At 70.5% G+C, this 20,208-nt stretch carries 22 protein-coding genes; 6 read left to right on the top strand and 16 right to left on the bottom strand.

Annotated elements, in window-relative coordinates:
* Positions 1–80: 80 nt before the first annotated feature.
* Together gndA and FBZ83_RS01985 are read right to left on the bottom strand one after the other, a co-directional pair.
* Positions 81–1,523, bottom strand: coding sequence for an NADP-dependent phosphogluconate dehydrogenase (gene gndA, locus FBZ83_RS01990; protein ID WP_145680830.1), 1,443 nt, complete (start codon positions 1,521–1,523; stop codon positions 81–83).
* A gap of 64 nt (positions 1,524–1,587) precedes the next feature.
* Entirely contained in the window at positions 1,588–2,646 is a 1,059-nt protein-coding gene (locus FBZ83_RS01985; protein WP_247888094.1) for a LacI family DNA-binding transcriptional regulator, read from the bottom strand.
* Between the two features lie 167 nt (positions 2,647–2,813).
* On the opposite strand from FBZ83_RS01985, the gene FBZ83_RS01980 reads away from it, so the two are divergent.
* Both FBZ83_RS01980 and edd read left to right on the top strand, forming a co-directional pair.
* Positions 2,814–3,317, top strand: coding sequence for a gluconokinase (locus FBZ83_RS01980; RefSeq protein ID WP_200479908.1), 504 nt, complete (start codon positions 2,814–2,816; stop codon positions 3,315–3,317).
* Positions 3,318–3,345: 28 nt separating this feature from the next.
* The gene (edd, locus tag FBZ83_RS01975) at positions 3,346–5,148 is read left to right on the top strand and encodes a phosphogluconate dehydratase (RefSeq protein WP_145680828.1); all 1,803 of its coding nucleotides are present in this window, start codon (positions 3,346–3,348) and stop codon (positions 5,146–5,148) included.
* Positions 5,149–5,395: 247 nt separating this feature from the next.
* Here edd and FBZ83_RS01965 read toward each other — a convergent pair whose 3' ends face one another.
* The 7 genes from FBZ83_RS01965 to FBZ83_RS01930 all read right to left on the bottom strand — a co-directional run bounded on the left by FBZ83_RS01965 (position 5,396) and on the right by FBZ83_RS01930 (position 11,335).
* Entirely contained in the window at positions 5,396–6,166 is a 771-nt protein-coding gene (locus tag FBZ83_RS01965; RefSeq protein WP_348982492.1) for a 2-keto-4-pentenoate hydratase, read from the bottom strand.
* 21 nt (positions 6,167–6,187) lie between these two features.
* Positions 6,188–7,240, bottom strand: coding sequence for a LacI family DNA-binding transcriptional regulator (locus FBZ83_RS01960; RefSeq protein ID WP_145680827.1), 1,053 nt, complete (start codon positions 7,238–7,240; stop codon positions 6,188–6,190).
* A 12-nt stretch (positions 7,241–7,252) separates the two neighbouring features.
* Complete coding sequence (locus FBZ83_RS01955) at positions 7,253–8,191, bottom strand: 2-hydroxyacid dehydrogenase (RefSeq protein WP_145680826.1); 939 nt, start codon at positions 8,189–8,191, stop codon at positions 7,253–7,255.
* Positions 8,192–8,217: 26 nt separating this feature from the next.
* Entirely contained in the window at positions 8,218–9,006 is a 789-nt protein-coding gene (locus tag FBZ83_RS01950) for an amino acid ABC transporter ATP-binding protein (protein ID WP_059399204.1), read from the bottom strand.
* A gap of 140 nt (positions 9,007–9,146) precedes the next feature.
* The gene (locus FBZ83_RS01940; RefSeq protein WP_145680825.1) at positions 9,147–9,959 is read right to left on the bottom strand and encodes a transporter substrate-binding domain-containing protein; all 813 of its coding nucleotides are present in this window, start codon (positions 9,957–9,959) and stop codon (positions 9,147–9,149) included.
* 33 nt (positions 9,960–9,992) lie between these two features.
* Positions 9,993–10,646, bottom strand: coding sequence for an amino acid ABC transporter permease (locus FBZ83_RS01935; protein WP_014197338.1), 654 nt, complete (start codon positions 10,644–10,646; stop codon positions 9,993–9,995).
* A gap of 14 nt (positions 10,647–10,660) precedes the next feature.
* The gene (locus FBZ83_RS01930) at positions 10,661–11,335 is read right to left on the bottom strand and encodes an amino acid ABC transporter permease (protein WP_145672398.1); all 675 of its coding nucleotides are present in this window, start codon (positions 11,333–11,335) and stop codon (positions 10,661–10,663) included.
* A gap of 395 nt (positions 11,336–11,730) precedes the next feature.
* Here FBZ83_RS01930 and FBZ83_RS01925 point away from each other — a divergent pair, with 395 nt between their 5' ends.
* Positions 11,731–12,984, top strand: coding sequence for a molybdopterin molybdotransferase MoeA (locus FBZ83_RS01925; RefSeq protein WP_145680824.1), 1,254 nt, complete (start codon positions 11,731–11,733; stop codon positions 12,982–12,984).
* A 46-nt stretch (positions 12,985–13,030) separates the two neighbouring features.
* Here the strand turns inward: FBZ83_RS01925 and FBZ83_RS01920 are convergent, their stop codons facing one another.
* Genes FBZ83_RS01920 through FBZ83_RS01910 form a run of 3 tightly spaced genes read right to left on the bottom strand, consistent with a single transcriptional unit; the run spans position 13,031 to position 14,876 of the window.
* Positions 13,031–13,357, bottom strand: a complete 327-nt coding sequence (locus tag FBZ83_RS01920) for a DUF1244 domain-containing protein (RefSeq protein ID WP_145680823.1) — start codon at positions 13,355–13,357, stop codon at positions 13,031–13,033.
* An 11-nt stretch (positions 13,358–13,368) separates the two neighbouring features.
* Positions 13,369–14,607 (bottom strand): DUF2478 domain-containing protein, encoded by a 1,239-nt coding sequence (locus tag FBZ83_RS01915; RefSeq protein WP_145680822.1) that lies wholly within the window; start codon positions 14,605–14,607, stop codon positions 13,369–13,371.
* A gap of 32 nt (positions 14,608–14,639) precedes the next feature.
* A complete protein-coding gene (locus FBZ83_RS01910; RefSeq protein WP_145680821.1) occupies positions 14,640–14,876 on the bottom strand; it encodes a sulfurtransferase TusA family protein in 237 nt (78 codons plus the stop codon).
* A gap of 190 nt (positions 14,877–15,066) precedes the next feature.
* Here FBZ83_RS01910 and FBZ83_RS01905 point away from each other — a divergent pair, with 190 nt between their 5' ends.
* Entirely contained in the window at positions 15,067–16,104 is a 1,038-nt protein-coding gene (locus FBZ83_RS01905; protein WP_145680820.1) for an SDR family oxidoreductase, read from the top strand.
* Here the strand turns inward: FBZ83_RS01905 and FBZ83_RS01900 are convergent.
* The gene (locus tag FBZ83_RS01900; RefSeq protein WP_145680819.1) at positions 16,094–16,843 is read right to left on the bottom strand and encodes a sulfite exporter TauE/SafE family protein; all 750 of its coding nucleotides are present in this window, start codon (positions 16,841–16,843) and stop codon (positions 16,094–16,096) included. The two genes, FBZ83_RS01905 and FBZ83_RS01900, sit on opposite strands and share 11 nt — an antisense overlap.
* A gap of 156 nt (positions 16,844–16,999) precedes the next feature.
* Here FBZ83_RS01900 and FBZ83_RS01895 point away from each other — a divergent pair, with 156 nt between their 5' ends.
* Complete coding sequence (locus FBZ83_RS01895; RefSeq protein ID WP_145680818.1) at positions 17,000–17,404, top strand: four-helix bundle copper-binding protein; 405 nt, start codon at positions 17,000–17,002, stop codon at positions 17,402–17,404.
* Positions 17,405–17,417: 13 nt separating this feature from the next.
* On the opposite strand, the gene FBZ83_RS01890 is transcribed toward FBZ83_RS01895, so the two are convergent.
* Positions 17,418–18,293 carry a hypothetical protein gene (locus FBZ83_RS01890; RefSeq protein ID WP_145680817.1) on the bottom strand — a complete coding sequence of 292 codons (876 nt, stop codon included), beginning with the start codon at positions 18,291–18,293 and terminating at the stop codon, positions 17,418–17,420.
* Between the two features lie 160 nt (positions 18,294–18,453).
* On the opposite strand from FBZ83_RS01890, the gene dcd reads away from it, so the two are divergent.
* Positions 18,454–19,038, top strand: a complete 585-nt coding sequence (gene dcd, locus FBZ83_RS01885; protein ID WP_145623733.1) for a dCTP deaminase — start codon at positions 18,454–18,456, stop codon at positions 19,036–19,038.
* Positions 19,039–19,130: 92 nt separating this feature from the next.
* Here dcd and FBZ83_RS01880 read toward each other — a convergent pair whose 3' ends face one another.
* Complete coding sequence (locus FBZ83_RS01880) at positions 19,131–19,559, bottom strand: cupin domain-containing protein (RefSeq protein WP_145680816.1); 429 nt, start codon at positions 19,557–19,559, stop codon at positions 19,131–19,133.
* A gap of 26 nt (positions 19,560–19,585) precedes the next feature.
* Complete coding sequence (locus tag FBZ83_RS01875) at positions 19,586–20,191, bottom strand: glutathione S-transferase N-terminal domain-containing protein (protein WP_145680815.1); 606 nt, start codon at positions 20,189–20,191, stop codon at positions 19,586–19,588.
* Positions 20,192–20,208: the final 17 nt, after the last annotated feature.

Raw genomic sequence — 20,208 nt, 5'->3', positions numbered from 1 at the left:
CCCGCTATGGCAGGGGAGGGAGCTTAATCCCCTCCCCCGCCCAGCGGGGGAGGGTTAGGGTGGGGGCCCGTGCCGCGGCCTCAGGCCCCCTTCCACTCCGTGTGCACCATGCCCGGACGGTCGGTGCGCTCGTAGCCGTGGGCGCCGAAATAGTCGCGCTGGGCCTGGATCATGTTGGCCCACAGCCGGCCGCTGCGGTAGCCGTCCCAGTAGGACAGGGCCGAGGCCATCGCCGGGACCGGCACCGCGGCCAGGGTCGCGGCGGCCACCACGCGGCGGAAGCCGGCGTCGCCGCGGGTCATCAGGCCGGCGATGTCGGGGTCCAGCATCAGGTTCGGCAGTTCCGGCGCGCGATTCAGCGCGGTCAGGATGCGGTCGAGCAGGCGGGCGCGGATGATGCAGCCGCCGCGCCAGATGCGCGCCACCGCCGCCAGATCGACGTCCCAGCCGAATTGCCGGCTGCCCGCCGCGATCACCGCGAAGCCCTGGGCGTAGACCGCGATCCGCCCGCTGAGCAGCGCGTCGCCGACGGACGCGACCAGATCCTCCGTGGAGGGGGCGTGCGGGATGGCCAGCGCCTCGGCGGCGCGCACGCGCTCGTCCTTCAGGGCGGACAGGCAGCGGGCGTGCACGGCCTCGGCGATGGTCGGGGCGGGCATGCCCAACTCCAGCGCGGTGGTCGCCGCCCAATGGCCGGTGCCCTTCTGGCCGGCGGCGTCGCGGATCACCTCCAGGATCGGGGCGCCGGTCTCGCCGTCCTTGGTGCGCAGGATGTCGGTGGTGATCTCCATCAGGTAGGAGGCCAGCTCGCCGCCGTTCCACGCGGCGAAGATGTCCGCCAGACGCTCGTAGGAGCAGCCGCCGATCTCGCGCAGAAGATGATACGCCTCGGCGATCAGCTGCATGTCGGCGTATTCGATGCCGTTGTGGATCATCTTCACGAAATGACCCGCCCCCTCCGGCCCGACGCGGGCGAAGCAGGACTCGCCGTCCGGGGCGCGGGCGGCGATGGCGGCCAGCAGCGGGGCGACGGGGGCCAGCGCCTCGGCGTCGCCGCCGGCCATCAGGGCGGGACCGCGCCGCGCGCCTTCCTCGCCGCCCGACACGCCCAGCCCGACGAAGCGCACGCCCGCGGTCGCGGCGAGTGCTGCGCGGCGGTTGGTGTCGCGGAAATGGGAGTTGCCGCCGTCGATCAGCACATCGCCCGGCGACAGGCGGGGCAGCAGGGCCGCCGTCAACTCGTCCACCGGGGCGCCGGCGGGCACCATCATCAGGATCGTGCGCGGCGCCTTGAGCGCGCCCAGCAACGCCTCCACCGACGCGCAGGCGATGGCGTTGCCCACCTGGGCGGCGAAGGCGCCGCGTCGCCCCTCGTCCAGGTCGTAGCCCGCCACCACGGCCCCGTGGTCGGCCAGATTGGCGGCGAGGTTGCGCCCCATCACGCCCAGGCCGAGGACGGCGATGTCGGCCGAGCCGACGGCAGCGAATTCCGCTCCGGTCCCGGTCGCGTTGCCCTGCACCATTACGACGAACTCCCGTACATTCTCTTTGATGACACCCCGCGGCGCGGGGGTCGGTTGCGGTCTCTCAAGTGGTCTCGCGGACCATCAGGCGAAAGCCCAGATCCACACGGCGCGGATTTTCCCGGCTTTTCGGCGTCCGGTCCGCCATGCCCGCGATCAGCAGGCGGGCCGCCTCCACGCCGATCGCGCGGCGGGGGGTGGCGACGGTGGTCAGTGGCGGGACGGTCCAGGCCGCCCCCGCCAGATCGTTGAACCCGGCGACGGCCAGCCGCTCCGGCACCGGGATGCCGAGCCGTGCGCATTGGAACAGCGCGCCCTGCGCCAGATCGTCGTTGCACAGGAACAGCGCGTCGGTGTCGGGGTGGGTGGCCAGCGTGCGCTCCAGCAACTCCGCGCCCAACGCGACGGAGGTGGCGTCCGGCACCATCAGTTCCAGAGCGGCATCGTGCCGCCCGGCGTCGCGCAGCGCCTGCCGCCAGCCGTCGCAGCGCTGGCGCGTCCGCGGGTCGAGCTGCCCGGCGATCAACCCGATCCGCCGCCGCCCCCGCGCCGCCAGATGCGCGCCGACGGCGTAACCGGCGTCGTACTGCGAGAAGCCGACCGTCTGCACCGGGCAATCGCTGTGTTCACCCTCCGCGGCCAGATCCATGGTGTGGATGACCGGGATCGTCAGGCCGCGCAGCAGATCCCAGGTGCCCGGCGTGTGGTCGAGCCCGGTCAGTATCACCCCGTCCGGATCGTGGGCGAGCTGGGTGCGCAGCACGCGCTCCTCCGCCTCTGGGCCGTATCCGGTGATGCCGACCAGCGGCTGGTAGCCCTGCGGGCTCAGCGTCTCCTGCACGCCGGCCAGCAGGTCGATGAAGACGGCGTTGGTCAGGGAGGGGATCAGCACCGCCACCGTCATCGTCCGCGCCGAGGCCAGCGCCGACGCCACGCGGCTGGGCACGAAGCCCAGGCGGCGGCTCGCCTCCTCGACGCGGGCGCGCACCTCCTCGCTGACCGTGTCCGGCCGGCGCAGGGCGCGGGACACGGTCATGGCGCTGACCCCGGCGGCGGCGGCGACGTCGGCCATGGTGGCGCGTCCGCTGCGCGAGGATCGGGGTTTGCGGGGGGTGGCGGTCATCGGCGTTCCAGTTGTCCGGCGGCCATTATCCCGCGCCCGATTGGGCTTTACAAGCCTCGTTTGTTAGCGGTAACATGCGCTCCTCTCCCCACTCCATTCTGTTTCGAGGACCGACCGGCATGAGCCCTCTTCCGTCTCCCGATGTTACCGCTAACATAAGCGGCGCCGTGGACGCGATCGTGGTGATGGGCGTGGCGGGCTGCGGCAAGACCTCGGTGGGGGAGGAACTGGCCCGGCGGCTCGGCTGGCAGTTCCTGGAGGGCGACGGCTTCCACCCGCCGGAGAACATCGCGAAGATGTCCGCCGGTATCCCGCTCCAGGACGAGGACCGCTGGGGCTGGCTGGACACCATCGCCGCCCACATCGTCCTGGCGCGGGAGGCGAAGGCGCCGATCGTCGTGTCCTGCTCCGCGCTGAAGCGGCGCTACCGCGACCGGCTGAGCGCCGGCGGGACGCGCGTCCTGTTCGTTCATCTCGACGGCAGCCGGGACACCATCCACGCCCGCATGGCGCTGCGCGCCGGCCATTTCATGCCGACCACCCTGCTCGACAGCCAGTTCGCCGCGCTGGAGCCGCTGGAGGCCGGAGAACTCGGCATCGTCTGCGACATCGACGCCAGCCCGGCGGAGATCGCCGCCCGCGTCTCCTCCCGGATCGCTTCCGCCGCCTGAACAATCCGCCGTCTGGAAGGACCGCGCCATGACGAGTCTTCATCCCGTCCTCGACGCCGTCACCCGCCGCATCCGGGAGCGCAGCCACGCCACCCGAACTGCCTATCTGGAGCGGCTGCGCGCCGCGGCGGCGCAGGGGCCGCGCCGCCTGGCGCTGGGCTGCGCCAACCGGGCGCACGGCTTCGCCGGCTGCACCGCGGCGGAGGACAAGGCGGCGCTGCGCGGCGGCTCGACCCCGGCCATTGGCATCGTCACCTCCTACAACGACATGCTGTCCGCCCATCAGCCCTACGGGGACTACCCGGAGCGGCTCAAGGCGGCGGTGCGGGCGGCGGGCGGCGTGGCGCAAGTGGCGGGCGGCGTGCCGGCCATGTGCGACGGCGTGACCCAGGGCGAGCCGGGGATGGAGCTGTCGCTGTTCTCCCGCGAGGTCATCGCCATGGGGACGGCGGTCGCCCTGTCGCACGGCACGTTCGACGGCGTTCTGTGCCTCGGTGTCTGCGACAAGATCGTTCCGGGCCTGCTGATCGGCGCGCTGTCCTTCGGCCATCTGCCCACCGTCTTCGTGCCCGCCGGGCCGATGCCCTCCGGTTTGCCCAACAAAGACAAGGGGCGCATTCGCCAGCAGTACGCGGAGGGCAAGCTGGACAAGGACGCGCTTCTGGAGGCGGAGGCTGCGTCCTACCACGCGCCGGGCACCTGCACCTTCTACGGCACCGCCAACTCGAACCAGATGCTGGTCGAGATGATGGGGCTGCACCTGCCGGGGGCGAGCTTCGCCAACCCCGGCACGGCGTTGCGCGACGCGCTGACCGACGCGGCTGCGCGGCGGGTGGTCGCCCTGCGCACGCCCATCGGCGAGATCGTCGACGAGCGCGCCATCGTCAACGCGGTGGTCGGGCTGCTGGCGACCGGCGGCTCGACCAACCACACGCTGCATCTGCCGGCCATCGCGGCAGCGGCGGGGATCGCCCTGACCTGGGAGGACTTCGCCGAGCTGTCGGCGGTCGTGCCGCTGCTCGCCCGCGTCTACCCGAACGGCAGCGCCGACGTGAACCATTTCGAGGCGGCGGGCGGCATGGCCTTCCTGATCGGAGAGCTGGCCGACGCCGGGCTTCTCCATGGCGACGCCGCCACGGTGTGGGAGGACGACGGCATCACCGCCTACCGCCGTCCGCTGCGGCTGGAGGGGGGCGAACTGGTGCGCGGCGTGGCCGTCCGCGAGAGCGCCGACCCCGCCGTGCTGGCGCCGGTCGCGTCGGCCATGGCGGCCGAGGGGGGCTTGCGCGTGCTGAGCGGGCCGCTGGGCCGCGCGGTGGTGAAGGTCTCCGCCGTGAAGCCGGACCACCGCGTGATCGAGGCACCGGCCCGCGTCTTTACCGACCAGGAGTCGGTGCAGGCGGCGTTCCGCCGCGGCGAGTTGCACCGCGACGTGGTGGTGGTGGTGCGCTTCCAGGGACCGAAGGCCAACGGCATGCCGGAACTGCACAAGCTGACGCCGCCGCTGGGCGTGCTTCAGGATCTTGGCTACCGCGTGGCGCTGGTCACGGACGGGCGGATGTCGGGGGCGTCGGGCAAGGTCCCGGCGGCGATCCACGTCACGCCGGAAGCCGCGGCGGGCGGTCCGCTGGGCCGGGTGCGGGACGGCGACGTGCTGCGGTTGGACGCCGAGCGCGGCACGCTGGAGGTGTTGGTGGACGACGCGGAATGGACCGCGCGCCCGCTGGCGGACGCGCCGGCGGATGCCGGTGTCGGCTGCGGACGGGAGCTGTTCGGCGTGTTCCGCCGGGCGGTCGGCAGCGCCGAAGGCGGCGCGTCGGTGTTCGGGTGAGAGGTGATTCCAATGCAGGTTCCCTCTCCCCTCCGCTCACGCGCAAACGAAGTTTGCGCTGACGCGACAGGCGGACCTCTGGTCCGCCGAAAGCGGGGAGAGGGTTAGGGTGAGGGGGTTGCGCTTGTGCCGGACGTACCGCCACGCGCAACCCCCTCACCGGCCCTTCGGGCCACCCTCTCCCCAGAGGGGAGAGGGCTTATAAAGGCGAGCGGCGACTACTCTTGTGTGGCCAAGGGGAACTCGCTCACTTCACCGTCAGTTCATACGTTCCCATCGTCCCATAGACGGCAACGGACGTGCTGCCCGCCGGGACCATGACGGTGCCGACGTGCGAGCCGGTGGTCACCACGTCGCCGGCCTTCAGGCCGCCCAGGCTGACCGCGCCGGTGTTGGCCATCCACATCAGAAGCCGCACCGGCTCGCCCGCCGAGTTGCCGGCGACCGTATCGGCCTTCGTCTCGCCGCCGACGACCAGGGCGACCCGCTCCTTCAGCGGCTCCAGCGAACGCCAGTCGGCGATGGCCGGGCCGACGACCAGGGCGCCGTGGTTGAACTGGTCGGCCATGTGGCTGAGCCCGTCCTGCGAGCCGAAGCCGGCGAAGCGCGTGTCGACAATCTCGAAGGCCGGGTGGACGGACTCGACGGCGTCCAGGACCTCCTCGCGGCTGTAGGGCTCGGCGCGGGGCGGCAGGTCCTTGGCGAACTTGTAGGCGATCTCGGCCTCCATGCCGATGACCTGATAGTCCGCGGCGGGAAGCGTCGTCGTGTCGAAGAACAGCGTGTCGGCGTGGATGGGGGCGCGGAACGGCTCCGTGTCCGGCGTGCGGGCGCCGACCTTCCAGGCGACCACCGGGCCGAGGCGGCGGGCCACGGCGTCCTGGATGGCGTAGGCCTCGGCCTCGCTGGTCGGGCGGGTCGGCAGGGCGGACAGCCAGTCGCGGCTCTTCCGCGCCTGGATCAGGGCGTCAACGGAATCGCGGAATGCGGACTCGTTCATCTCTTCGGACATCGTCATCGGGCCTTCGCTTTTCTTTGGTTATTGGTGCTTGTCGGGTTGGACTCTCATGGCGCCGCAGGACTCGCGGATGACCAGCCGGGCGGGCAGGATCACGCGCTCCGGCGCCCCCTGCGGGTCGGCGATGCGGCGCAGCAGCAGGCGGGCGGCCTCCTGCCCGATCTGGCGGGCGGAGGTGGCGACGGTGGTCAGGGCGGGGCGGCTTATCGCCGCTTCGGTCAGGTCGTCGAAACCGGTCACCGCGATGTCCCGTCCTGCCCGCAGACCGCGGGCCTCCAGCCCCAGCATCACGCCGAACGCGACCAGATCGTTGTAACAAAGCATCGCGGTGGGCGGGTCGGCAAGATCCATCAGCGGCCCCACCGCGTCCAGCCCGCCGCGGCGGGTGGCCGGGCAACGGACGACGAGGTCCGGGGTCAGGCCGTGGCGGCGCAGCGCCGCGGTGAAGCCGACGCGGCGCCCGGCGAAGGCGGAGTGGGACAGGTTGCCGCCGACGAAGGCGATGCGGCGATGGCCGATCCGCAGCAGATGCTCGGTCATCATCTCCATGCCGAACTCATAATCCACCCCGGCGTAGTCGCCTTCGCGGGCGGAGAGGAAGCGCAGGGCCTGGACGACGGGAAGGTGCCACTGGCGCAGCCGGTCCAGCAGGGCCGGCGACGTGCCGGCGGCGGGGCAGAGGATCACCCCATCCACATTCTGCTCGCGCATGCGCTGAAGGTAGCGGTCCTGCCGCTCCCCCGATTCCGCGGTGTTGGCGAGGAAGGCGACGACCCCCTGCTCGCCGAGAACGTCATCCACCCCGGCGGTCAGCTCGCCGTAGAAGGAGTTGTTGATCTCGCAGACGAGCAGCCCGACCGTGTCGGTGCGGGCGGCGCGCAGCGTCGCGGCGCCGCGGTTATAGACGTAGCCCAATGCCGCGATGGCGGCCTGCACGCGCTCCCGCGTCTCGGCGGCGACCAGCGGGCTGCCGCGCAGGACGAGCGAGACGGTGGACCGCGACACCCCGGCGTGGTGCGCCACCTCCGTCAGGGTGATGCGGGCCGGTCCGCCGCGCTCGTCGAGGATGGTCATTCACGCCGCCATTCAGACGACGGCGGTCGGCAGCGGCTGGCCGGCGAAGAAGGCCGACAGGTTCGCCAGCACCAGATTGCCCATGGCCATGCGCGTCTCCACGGTGGCGCTCGCCTGATGCGGCTGCAGGACGACGTTGTCCAGGCCGAACAGGGCTTCCGGCGCGTGCGGCTCGTTGGCGAAGACGTCCAGCGCGGCCCCGCCGAGACGTCCGTCGGTCAGGGCGGCGACCAGCTCCGGCTCGTCCACCACGGCGCCGCGGGCGACGTTGACCAGCAGCCCGTCCGGCCCCAGCGCTTCGATCACCGCGCGGTTGACCATGTTGCGGGCGTCCGGCCCGGCTGAGGCGGCGACGATCAGGATGTCGCTTTCCCGCGCCAGGTCGACCGGGGAGGCGACGAAGCGGTAGGGCACATCGGCGCGCGGCTTGCGGTTGGTGTAGGCGATGTCCATGCCGAAGCCGGCGGCGCGCTGGGCGATGGCCATCCCGATCCGGCCCAGCCCCAGGATGCCCAGCCGCTTGCCGGTGACCTTGCGGGCCAGCGGCAGCCCGCCGTTCGGCCAGCGCCCGGCGCGCACGAAGCGGTCACCGACCATCATGCGGCGCGAGCCGGCGATCATCAGCCCGATGGCGAGATCGGCCACGTCGTCGGTCAGCACGTCGGGCGTGTTGGTGACGCGGACGCCGCGGCTGGCCGCGTGCTTCAGGTCCACCGCGTCGGTGCCGACGCCGTTGATCGCGACGATCCCCAGGTTGGTGCAGGCGTCCATGATCGCGTTGCTGACGCCCGTGCCGCCGCCGGTGACGACGGCGCGGACTCGCGGCCCCACCTCGGCGACCAAGCGGTCGCGGTCGGGCGCTCCGGCGAGGCGGTGGACGGTGTAGCCCGCGTCCAGCGCCGCCTCGATGTCCGGCATCATGGATTCGACGAGGAGGATCTCCGGCTTCATCAAAGGCTGTCCTTAATGGGGAAGACTCAGTGGGTGAGGATCTGGCCGAGGAAGTTGCGGGTCCGCTCGGACCTCGGATTCGTGAAGAACTCGGCCGGGGTGGCCTGCTCGACGATCTCGCCGCGGTCCATGAAGATGACGCGGTCGGCGACCGACTTGGCGAAGCCCATCTCGTGCGTGACGCACAGCATGGTCATGCCGTCCTCGGCCAGCCCGATCATGGTGTCGAGAACCTCCTTGACCATCTCGGGGTCGAGCGCCGAGGTCGGCTCGTCGAACAGCATGACCTTGGGGTTCATGCACAGCGACCGGGCGATGGCGACGCGCTGCTGCTGGCCGCCGGAAAGCTGGCCAGGGTACTTGTCCGCCTGCTCCGGGATGCGCACGCGGGCCAGATACTTCATGGCGATGTCGCGCGCCTCCTGCTTGGAGGTGCCGCGCACCCGCATGGGCGCCAGCATGCAGTTCTCGACCACGGTCAGGTGCGGGAACAGGTTGAACTGCTGGAACACCATCCCGACGTCGCGCCGCACCTGATCGAGGTGGCGGTGGTGGGCGTCGATCGTGACGCCGTTGACGGTGATCGTGCCCTTCTGATGCTTCTCAAGCTGGTTGATGCAGCGGATCAGCGTGGACTTGCCGGAGCCCGAGGGGCCGCAGATGACGATCCGCTCGCCCTTGTGGACCTCCAGCTCGATGTCCTTCAGCACATGGAAGCTGTCGTACCATTTCTGGACGCCGGCCATCCGGATGACGACCTCGCCGCTGACCGGCCGCGGCGCGGGGACGTCCGTGGTATCGTAAGCCGAGGCCATGGGGGACTCCTCCTTTTTCCAAACCCTCTCCCCTCCGGGGAGAGGGGAGGGTGAGGGGGATGCGCCTGTCGGAGCGTCCGGCAAAAGCGCAACCCCCTCACCCCAGCCCTCTCCCCAGAGGGGAGAGGGAGTTTAAGTCTTTACGACTTGGTCAGCGGGGGCAGGTCGGTGCCCAGCCACTTCTTGTGGACTTCGTTCAGTTCGCCGTTCGACTTCGCGGTTTCGATGAACTCGTTGACCCACTTCAGCAGGGCGTCCTGGCCCTTGCGCATGGCGATGCCCTGGACCTGACGGTTCAACACGAACTTCATCTCGTAGTTGGCCTGCGGGGCCAGCTTCTTGATTTCCTTGGTGACCACGTTGCTGAGGCCCAGCGCGTCCACCTGACCGGACAGCATGGCCTGCACGGCGCTGGCGTCGTCGTCGAAGCGCATGATGCGCGCGTCCTTCGGGGCGACGGCGGTCAGGGCGTTGTCCTGGGTGCTGGCGCGGGCGACGCCGACGCGCTTGCCGGACAGCTCCGCGGCCTCCTTGATCTTGGTGTTGGCCGGGGCGACCAGACCGATCTCGATGGCGGCGTAGGGCTCGGAGAACTGCACCTGCTCGGCGCGGGCCGGGGTGATGCCCAGCGAGGCGACCAAAAGGTCGACCTTGTTGGTCAGCAGGTAGGGAATGCGGTTCGGGCCGGTGACCGGAACGATCTCCACCGGGACGCCCATGTGCTTGCCCAGCAGCTTGGCGACGTCGGCGTCGTAGCCGTCCGGCTTGCCGTCGGCGGTGGTGATGCCGAAGGGCGGGAAGTCCACCAGCATGCCGATGGTCAGCTTGCCCTTCGACTTGATCTCGTCGACGGTCTGGGCGGCGGCGGGAGCGGCCAGGGCGACGGCGCCAACAGTGGCGGCCGCCATCATGGCGCCGGCGACGGCGAGGCGGCGGGTGATCGACAGGGTCATTGGGGTTTCCTCACGGTTCTTATGAAAACAGGATCAGCGGGTGGCCAGGGCGTAGCGCCGCTCCAGACGGGCGCTGAGCAGCGACAGCGGCCAGCACATCAGGAAGTAGAGCACCGCCACGATCCCGAACACCAGGAAGGGCTGGAAGGTGGCGTTGTTGACGATCTGCCCGGCACGGGTCAGCTCGGTGAAGCCAATGATCGCGGCCAGCGACGTGCTCTTGATGAGCTGCACCAGGAAGCCCACGGTCGGCGGCACCGCGACCTTCACCGCCTGCGGCAGGATCACGTAGCGCATCAGCCCCGGATAGCGCAGGCCGAGCGCCGAGGCCGCCTCCCACTGGCCGCGCGGCACCGCCTGGATGCAGCCGCGCCAGATCTCGCCGAGGAAGGCGCTGGCGTTCAGCGTCAAGCCCAGAGCGGCGGCGGCCCAGGGGTTGAGGTCGAGCCCCATCACCGTGGCGCCGAAGAACACCAGGAAGAGCTGCATCAGCAGCGGCGTGCCCTGGAAAAGTTGGATGTAGCCGGTGGCGGCCAGCCGCACCGCCTTGATGTCCGAGGTGCGGGCCAGCGCGATGACCAGCCCGACCGTGGCCCCGCCGATGAAGGCGATGGCCGACAGCGCCAGCGTCCATTGCACGGCGCTGAGGAGGAAGAGGAACTCGTTGTAACTGAAGGCGCGGATCATGGTTCGGCCCTCCCTCAGCGCCGGTCGGTGTCGTAGGCGAAGGCCAGCTTGTAGATGCCGGCGAACAGCGCGGAGAACATCATCGCCAGCATCAGATAGATGCCGGTCACCACGATGTAGATCTCGAAGCTGCGGAAGGTCTGCGACTGGATGTTGTTGGCGACCGAGGTCAGCTCGTCCGCCGAGATCGCCGAGACCACGCTGGAACTGAGCATCAGCAGGATGAACTGGCTGGTCAGCGCGGGGTAGACGGTGCGCAGCGCCGGTTTGATGACGATGTAGCGGAAGACCTGCAGCGGCTTCAGCCCCAGCGCCAGCCCGGCTTCGATCTGGCCCTTTTGGATCGATTCGATGCCGGCCCGGATGATCTCCGTCGCGTAGGCGCCGACGTTGACCACCATGGCGATCAGCGCGGCGAGATCGGGCGACAGGCGGATGCCCATGGTCGGCAGGCCGAAGAAGATCAGGAAGATCTGCACCAGGAAGGGCGTGTTGCGCACCACCTCGATGTAGGCGTTGATCACCCACCGGACCGGCTTCGGCCCGGACGTCTTGCCGAGCGCACAGAGAATCGCGACGATCAGGCCGAGAACCATGGCGCCGATCGACAATTGCACGGTCAGCCAAGCGCCCTGGAGCAGATAGTCCCAGGAGTCGATGACCGCCTTGAAATCGAAGGTGTAGTTCACGGGCTTTCCCTCCGCATCCGGGCCGGCCGCATCCGAACCGCTGTGCGCGTTCGGTGAACAGTCCCTTGTGCGGGATTCTCGTTGTCGGCCTCTCGTTGTCCGGCGGGTCGTGGCGATGCCTCGGGCGCCGGATGTTGGGGGAGCCTATTTGGATCGATCCAAATGCGCAAGACGGAAAACGCAGCGCTGCGAAAATTACTACGTGTGGCCAATAATCCTGCCGCGCATTCGCCGTGGTGATGTTAAACCGCAATGGTGCGTCGACGAACGGACGCTTGCACAGGGCCGCGTCTTGACGATGATCAAGGTCGAACACGGCCGCGCACCGGACTATCCGGGGTGATACGACGCGGTGCCGCCCCCTTGAGGGTGGCCCAATGGAGAAGGATTGTCGCATGGACTGCTTCGCCGCTCCCGCCCCCTCCGCCCCCCTGCCGCTGGACGAGGCGCTGGCCCGCGTGCAGCGCGCCTACGGCGCGGTGACGGAGCCGGAGGAGGTGCCGCTGCGCGCCGCGCTGGGGCGCATCCTGGCGGAACCGGTGACGGCGACCGTGAACGTGCCGCCGGTCGCCGTCTCGGCGATGGATGGCTGGGGATACGGCAAGGCGGGCGCCGTGGGCGGGGACGGCGATGTCCTGCGGCTGGCCGTGGTCGGGCGCGTGCCCGCCGGCTCGGTCTTTGCCGGAACGGTCGGGCCGGGCGAGGCGGTGCGCATCTTCACCGGCGCGCCGATCCCGGCGGGGGTGGACACCGTGGCCATGCAGGAGGACTGCCGGGCCGAGGATGGCGCGGTGCTGGTGCCCGCCGGCCTGAAGCGCGGTGCCAACATCCGCGACGCCGGCGAGGACATGACGGCCGGATCGGTCGTGCTGACTCCCGGCCTGCGGCTGCGCGCCCAGGAGGTCGGTCTGGCCGCCGCGGTCGGGCGGTCGCGCCTGTCGGTGCGCAAGCGCCTGCGCGTCGTCCTGTTCTCCACCGGCGACGAGCTGCGCGAGCCGGGGACGGAGAAGCCGGAAGGCGCGATCTACGACGCCAACCGCTACACGCTGGCCGCCCAGCTCGACGCGCTGGGGGCGGATGTGCGCGACCTCGGCATCCTGCCGGACAAGCCGGACGTGACCCGCGCCGCCCTGGCCGACGCCGCGGCGACCGCCGACCTCGTCGTCACCTCCGGCGGCGCCTCGGTGGGGGAGGAGGACCATGTGAAGCGGGTGGTCGGGGAACTGGGCTCCGTCGACCTTTGGAAGCTCGCCCTGAAGCCGGGCAAGCCGCTGGCGCTCGGGCGCATCGGCACCACGCCCTTCCTCGGCCTGCCGGGCAACCCGGTTTCGGCGATGGTGACCTTCATGCTGGTGGGCCGCCCGCTGGTGCTGCGCCTGTCGGGGGCGGAGAGCGCGCCGGCCCCCCGCTGCCTCGTCGTTGCCGGTTTCGAGTTCAGGAAGAAGCCGGGACGCCGCGAGTTCCTGCGCGCCCGTCTGGCGACCGGACCCGATGGCCGCCCGGTCGCCCACAAGTTTCCCAGCGACAGTTCCGGCGTCCTGACCTCGATGGTCGAGGCCGACGGGCTGGTCGACATGCCGGCCGACGCCACGGCGATCCATGACGGAGACATGGTGGAGTTCCTGCCCTTCACCGGGCTGTTCGCCTGAGCGCCGGACGATCCCTCTCCCGTCCCCGGGAGAGGGGAGAGAGTCCTTACTTCTTCGGCATGTGGCCGCTGATCTCGGCGTGCAGGGGCTTGGTGTCCTCGAAGGTCTTCTGCTGCTCGGGGGTGGCGTCCTTCTGGTGCTTCGCCTTCCATTCCGAATAGGGCATGCCGTAGACGGCGGTGCGGGCCTCCTCGTCGGTCAGCGGCACGTTCCGCTCCCGGGCGGCGGCGGCGTACCATTTGGACAGGCAGTTGCGGCAGAAGCCGGCCAGATTCATCAGGTCGATGTTCTGCACGTCGGTGCGCTTCTGGAGATGCGCGACCAGACCGCGGAACGCGGCGGCTTCCAACTCGGTGCGGGTCTTCTCGTCCATTCCAATCCCTCTCAATTCTGTTCGTTGTGCAGCGTGACGAAGCGGCCATGGCGGTGGAAGCTCTGGGACGAGCCCCCGGCCAGGATCGCCTCGGCCACGGCGTCGCGGTTCTCCACCACGAAGCCGGCCAGCGCGGCAACGCCGTAGCGGAACAGCCGCGGGGTCAGCGGCGTCCCCGGCCCGACCAGCGCGACGCGGGTTCCCTCGGCCACCGACAGCAGGCGGGGCAGGGTGCGGTTGGTCAGGGTGGAGGCGGTGATCGCCGCGCCCTCCGCCCCCGGCAGCAGCCATTCCCCGGCGGCCTCCGGATACTCCCCGTCGCTGGGGTTCATTTCGACCACATGGGCGTTGGGCAGGCGCCGGGCAATCTGCGGGAAGGCCCCGAAGACGACCACGCGCCCCTCCATCCCGGTGAACAGGTCCAGCCCGTTGGCCGCGGAGCCGGTCAGGTCGGGGCGGTTGTAATGGGCGTTCAGCGCGGCCATGCCGACCGCGGTTTCCTGCGGGTCCCAGGAGCGCGCGGCGTGGGCGGCCAGCCCGGCGAGGCCGACGCCGGTCCAGCGCGCGGGATCGGGCGGCGGCGCCGACTGCGGGCGGGCGGCCAAGCCGATGCCGGGTCCCCCGGCGCCGTCCGTCTCCACCATGATCCATTTGGCGCCGATGGTGATGGCGCGGACCTCGGCGTCCTCCACGCCGTGCAGCAGGTCGTCGTAGAGCCGGTGCGCCCCCCACCAGCGCCACAGCGCGTCCTCGTGCGGCGAGATCAGGGAGGTGAAGCCGCCGGTGAAGCTCTGCCACTCGTTGAGGAAGCGGCTGCCGACGCTGGTCAGCACCGGGATGCCCTCCGCGATGCCGGCCAGCAGCTCGTCCGCCAGCCCCTCGCCATGCGCCTCCAGCCCGGCGAACTTGTTGACCACCAGCAGGTCGGCGCGCTCGGCGATGGCACGGCGCAGCGCCTGGCTGGCCTCGGCCACCCCCTGGGGATCGACGCGGCAGGACTGCGATTCGCGGCCGAGATGCTGCGAGATGTCGTAGGCTTGGCCGGTGGCGACGTCCACCAGCTCCATCAGGTCGGCGCAGTCGCCGGGCGCGCCGGTGTTGCGCTGGATTACGCCGCCGACGCGGAAGCCGCGCCGCCGCAGCTCCATCACGAAGCGGTCGATCATCGCGTCGACGGCGATGGAGCCGGGGCCATGGACCACAGCACCAGGACGCAGCGGGGGTGGAACCGCGGGGCGCAGGGTCGGCATGGGGCGGACTCCTTCAGGAATGGAGAGGAACGTCAGACGGCGGAGACGCCGCGGCGGATGTGGTACACGAACACCTCCCCGCGCGTCTCGTGCGCCAGCAGCACGTTGTCGGTCGTGTTGCAGAAATGCTTGAAGTCGATGATCGACGCCGGGTCGGTGGCGTAGACGATCACCTCCTCCCCCTCGGCCATTTTGTCCAGCAGGGCGCGCGTCCGCAGGATGGGCAGCGGGCAGTGCAGCCCCTTCACGTCGAGTTCCTTGGCCGCCACGGACGTAACCTCTTCTTCTGCATGGGCACCGGACGCCGCGACTGTACCGGGTTCCCGCCTCCGTCTCCACCATTCCGGCAGAATTGCCGTTCCGTGCAATTGGGCGCTCCCGGCGGGCCGGGGCACCTTTGCCGGGCTGGAATGTTAGCCAGAGAAACGGATTCGAACGAACAATGCGGGAGCAACGCTTATGGCCGGTCGGCATTTCGACAAGGTGGTGGTCATCACCGGGGCGTCCAGCGGGATCGGCCGGGCGACCGCGGTGGAGTTCGCGCGCCACGGCGCCGCGGTGGTGCTGGCGGCGCGGCGCCACGCCGCCCTGCACGAGGTCGCGGAGGAGTGCGTGGCCGCCGGCGGGCGGGCGATGGTCGTGCCCACCGACGTGCGCGACCAGGAGCAGATGAACCGTCTGGCCGAGCGTGCCATCGAGGTGTTCGGGGGGATCGACGTCTGGGTGAACAACGCCGGCGTCATCGCCTTCGGGCGTTTCGAGGAGACCCCGCAGGACGTGTTCGAGGAGGTGATGCGCACCAACTTCTTCGGCACCGCCAACGGATGCCGCGCCGTGCTGCCGCATTTCCTGGAGCGGGAGGAGGGCACGGTCATCAACGTCGCCTCGCTGGCTTCCCTCGTCGGGCAGCGCTACGCTGCCGCCTACGCCGCCAGCAAGTTCGCGGTTCGCGGTTTCTCAGAGACGCTGCGGCAGGAGCTGGTGGAGGACCCCGGCATCCAGGTCTGCACCCTGCTGCCCGGTCCCATCGACACGCCGCTGTGGCAGCATGGCGCGAACTACACCGGCCGCGCCGTCAAGGCGATGACACCGCTGCACCCGCCGGAGGAGGTCGCCGAGGCCATCCTGCGCCTCGCCGAAAACCCACGGCCCGAGCTGTTCGTCGGCGCCGCGGGGCGCTCCGCCACCCTGCCGCACGCGGTGGCGCCGGCGCTGGCGGACCGCAGGATGGCCCACCGGATGGACCGCGACATGTTCGACAACCGCCCGGCCCACGACACCTCCGGCGGCGTTCTGGAGGCCATGCCGGATTACCGCGAGGCGAGCGGCGGCTGGATGGAGCGGGCCGAAGCCCAGGCACCCCAAGGCCGGGAAGGGCGCCGCGCCCTGTGCTGGACCAACGTCGCCCTGTTCTTGCTGCCCATCGGCCTGATGAGTCGCCTGCCCGCCCAGGTCTGGGAAAGGCGGGCGTGGGAGAGTGCCAGGGTCAGGCCGTGAGCATCTTGAGTCCGGACAAGGCGAGGATCGCCGCCAGCAGATAGCGCAATGTGGCGGTCGGCAGATGGCGGCTGCCCAGCCAGGCGCCGACCGCGCCGCCCACCCCGGCGGCGACCAGCCACCAGGGCAGGGCGGCCGGCAGCGTCGTCACGGTCGTCCAGGTGCCGGCCAGCGCCGCCGCCGAGTTCAGCAGGTTGTAGGCGGCCGACACAGCGGCAGCGCGGCGCGTCTCGACCCAGCCCATCAGCAGGATCAACGGCGCCAGGAAGATGCCGCCGCCGGTGCCGGTCATCCCCGACAGGAAGCCCACGGCGGCCCCGGCGGCGAGCGCCGGCAGGAAGGGCGGGGCGACGGCGGCCGTCCTCTCCGGCGCGCCGCGCGCCACCCAGGTCGAGCGGGCCAGTTCCAGCGCCGCCAGCAGGAGGATCGCCCCGACCAGCGGGTAGTAGAGATGGGACGGCAGGTGCAGCGTGCCGCCGAGGAACGAGAAGGGCATCCCCAGCACGCCGAACGGGTAGAAGGCCCGCCATGTGAACAGCCCGGCGCGGACGAAGCGCACGGTGCCGATGGTCGCCACCAGAAGGTTGAGGGCGAGCGCCGTCGGCTTCATCGTCGCCGGGTCGAGCCCGACGATGCCCATGACCGCCAGATATCCCGAGGCTCCGGCCTGCCCGACCGCGGCGTACAGCGTGGCGATGACCAGGATCAGCGCCGTCAGTCCGGCCGTCTCGTTGAACACCAGCACTTCCCCAAGCCGTGATGATCGCTTGTAACCGGCGGGCGTTGGCGGGGCCAGGGAAAGGGGGAGAATTTCCGAACCATGGAGGTGCTGCGCTGTTGGCAGGGCAGGGCGCCGACGCCCACTCCCATCACCCCGTCCTTACGGAGATTGCCCATGCACGCCCGCGACATGATCAGCACCCACCCACACGTGCGCGGAAACCCCAACGACGCACTCATCCGCTGCATCGAGGCCTGCTACGACTGCGCGCAGACCTGCACCACCTGCGCCGACGCCTGCCTGGGCGAGGAGGCGGTGGCCGACCTGGTCCAGTGCATCCGCCTGAACATGGATTGCGCCGACGTCTGCGCGGCGACCGGCGCCATCGCCACCCGGCGCAGCGGCTCCAATGAGGCGGTGATCCGCGCCATGCTCGACGCCTGCGCCACCGCCTGCCGCCTGTGCGCCGAGGAGTGCGAGGGGCACGCCGCCATGCACCAGCATTGCCGCATCTGCGCCGAAGCCTGCCGGTCCTGCGAGGACACTTGCCGCAAGGCGTTGCAGACCCTGAGCCATTGAGGCCGGCCGGGGGTCAGCCGCCGTTGCCGAGGATCACCCGGTCCAGGTAATCGGCGAGCAGGGGGCCATCGCCCAGCCCGAGCAGCAGCTTGGACGAGACGTTGCCGTTCTCCGTCCGCAGGCCCGGAACCGCCGCGTGGCGGGCCAGGAAGCCGTCCAGCCCGGCGTTCCAGGCGGCATCGGCGTTGCGGCAGAAGATCTTCGACAGCGAGAAATGCGGCACCTTGCGGAAGGGGCCGGAGAGGCGCTTTCCCTGGAAGACGGCCGGCGGGTTGCCGAGGGCGCGGTAGCGGGTTTCCAGCGTTTTGCGGAAGCTTTGGAAGGTCGTCCCGCCGCTTTCCATGCCGATGGTGACGACCGGAACGCCGAGCAGGGCCACCGAGTCGGCGATCAGACGGGCGTTCTCCTCCTGGTCGCGCCGGATGGCCTCGGCGAGCGCCGGATCGCCGCGCATCGCCTCCGTCAGTCCCACCGTGCGCGGCGTGTGGAAGGAGCTTTTGTTCAGCACCATCACCTTGCCGCGGAAGGAGCCGGCGCCGAAGATGCCGTCGAAGAAGCTGTGGGCCATGGCCCCGGCGCGCCCCTGGACGCACAGGTAGACGGACTGCTCGAACTCCCGGCGCCCCGGATTGTCGCCGACCAGGATCAGCGCCGGCAGCGGGCCGTCGGTGGCGGCGTAGGCGGCGAGGTCGCTGTTTTCGACGAACAGCGGCGACACCGAGGCCTTGAGGGCACGGACCCGCTCCCCATGCTGGGCGACGCGGCTGCGGAACAGCGCGACCGGGTCCGGCCGTCCGCCCTCCGGCGGGACCTCGCCCAGGATGACGGACAGGTGCCGCAACTCGGCCTGATGGTCCGATGCCGCCGCGTCGATCGAGGATACCGCCATTCCCATCACCCCTTGTGCAATGCGGCCCCATCCAAGGGGCTTGGTGCCTTCTAAAAGACTGGTGATTGTGTTGTCGAGAGGCGTCGATCCGGCTATAGAGTGCGCCAGGGAAGCGACCGGAGCCGCGCCGTTTGCGGGTTCGCCAGGAGGTTCGGAAGGCATGAAGCTGTCAGACGTCGATATTCGCCGATACCTCGCCGAAGGACGCATCGAGATCGACCCGTTGCCGGCGGAGAGCCAGATCGGCGCGATGTCGGTGGACCTCCAGCTCGGAAGCGCCTTCCAGGTCTTCCCGCCGGGCAAGGCGGCCTTCGTCGACCTCGCCCCGCCCGAGGGCCATCCCAGCCAGGTTCCCGACAAGCTGATGGACCGCGTCGAGGTTCCCGTCGGCGAGCCGTTCTTCCTGCATCCGGGCGAGCTGGTGCTCGGCATCACCGTGCAGCGCATCGGCCTGCCCAACGACATCGCCGGCCGCCTGGACGGCCGCAGCAGCCTCGCCCGCCTGGGCCTGATGGTGCACGCCACCGCGCACACCATCGATCCGGGCTGGAACGGCCGCATCACCCTGGAATTCTTCAACTGCGGACGGCTGCCGCTGGCGCTGCGCCCGGGCATGCGGATCTGCGCCCTCAGCTTCGAAACGCTGATGTCGCCGACCTCTAAGCCCTACGCCGCGCGCCCCGACGCCAAGTACCGCGACCAGCTCGACCCGCTTCCGAGCCGGATCAACCTTGAGCAGTCCTGAAGGCTGATTTCCGAAGGCCGACCATGAAAAGGCGCCCCGCTTCCGGGGCGCCTTTTTTCGTGCGGGTGTCCGGCGGCCCAGCCGCCCGGATGTCAGCCGGGCTCCCACCCCTCCGGCGCCATCTCGAAGCCGGCGAACTCGAAGGCGGGGGAGACGGTGCAGCCGACCAGAACCCAGCCCGCCAGCGGCCGCGCCGCCTGCCACGCGTGCGCCGGAACGACGCCCTGCGGGCGCTGGCCGCCCGCGAGGTCCATCCCCAGCACCAGCCGCTCCACCGACCGACCGTCGGCGGAGATGGACAGCTCCAGCGGTCCCCCGGCGTGCCAGTGCCACATCTCGACCGCGTCCACCCGGTGCCAGTGGGAGCGTTCGCCCGCCTGGAGCAGGTAGTGGATGCCGGTCTTGACCCCGCGCCCGCCGCCCGGCGGGGCATCCCGGAAGGTCTCCACATAGTGGCCGCCTTCCGGATGGGGCTGCATGCCCAGCGTCGCGATGATGCGCTCGGGCGTCAGGGACTCCATGGTGTCACCCTTTCTCACGCCGGCTGTCACGTCGGCGGCGGTGCGGTGCGGCGGAAGCTGTCGAGCTCGGAGGCCGAGGCGAACCACGCCGCCAGTTCCGGACGGCCCGCCCGCCAGTCCTCGTGCCCGAAGCGGAAGTCGAGGTAGCCGAGCGCCACCAGGATGGACAGCGTGCCGATGGTCAGCGTGTTGTCGAGGGCCGGCGCCTCCGCCTCCAGCACGTCGAGCGCGCGGGCGACGGCGCGGCGCTGGCGGTCCGCCCAGGTCTCGGAACGCTCGCCGTCCGGCCGCTGAAGCTCCAGGCGGCGCAGGATGGCGGCGTCGCAGACGCCGTCGGCCAGCGCCTGCTGGCGCAACGCCGTCCAGCGCGCCGGGCCGGCGGCCGGGAACAGGCGCGGGCCGTCGTGCAGCGAGTCCAGATACTCGGCGATCACCGGGCTGTCGTAGAGCGTCGAGCCGTCGTCCAGGATCAGGGCCGGCACCTTGCCCAGCGGGTTGTCCGCCGGCAGGTCGGTGTCGGGTGCCCAGGCGTTGGTCACCTGCTTCTCGACCGCCGACTCCAGCCCGCATTCGATGAGGACCATCGCGACCTTGCGGACGTAGGGCGAGGTCGGGCTCCAGCGCAGCTTCATCAGAATCTCTCCTCCCG

Source organism: Azospirillum brasilense, assembly GCF_007827815.1.
Classification (GTDB): Bacteria; Pseudomonadota; Alphaproteobacteria; order Azospirillales; family Azospirillaceae; genus Azospirillum; species Azospirillum brasilense_C.
This window is presented reverse-complemented; position numbering and strand designations above follow the sequence as displayed.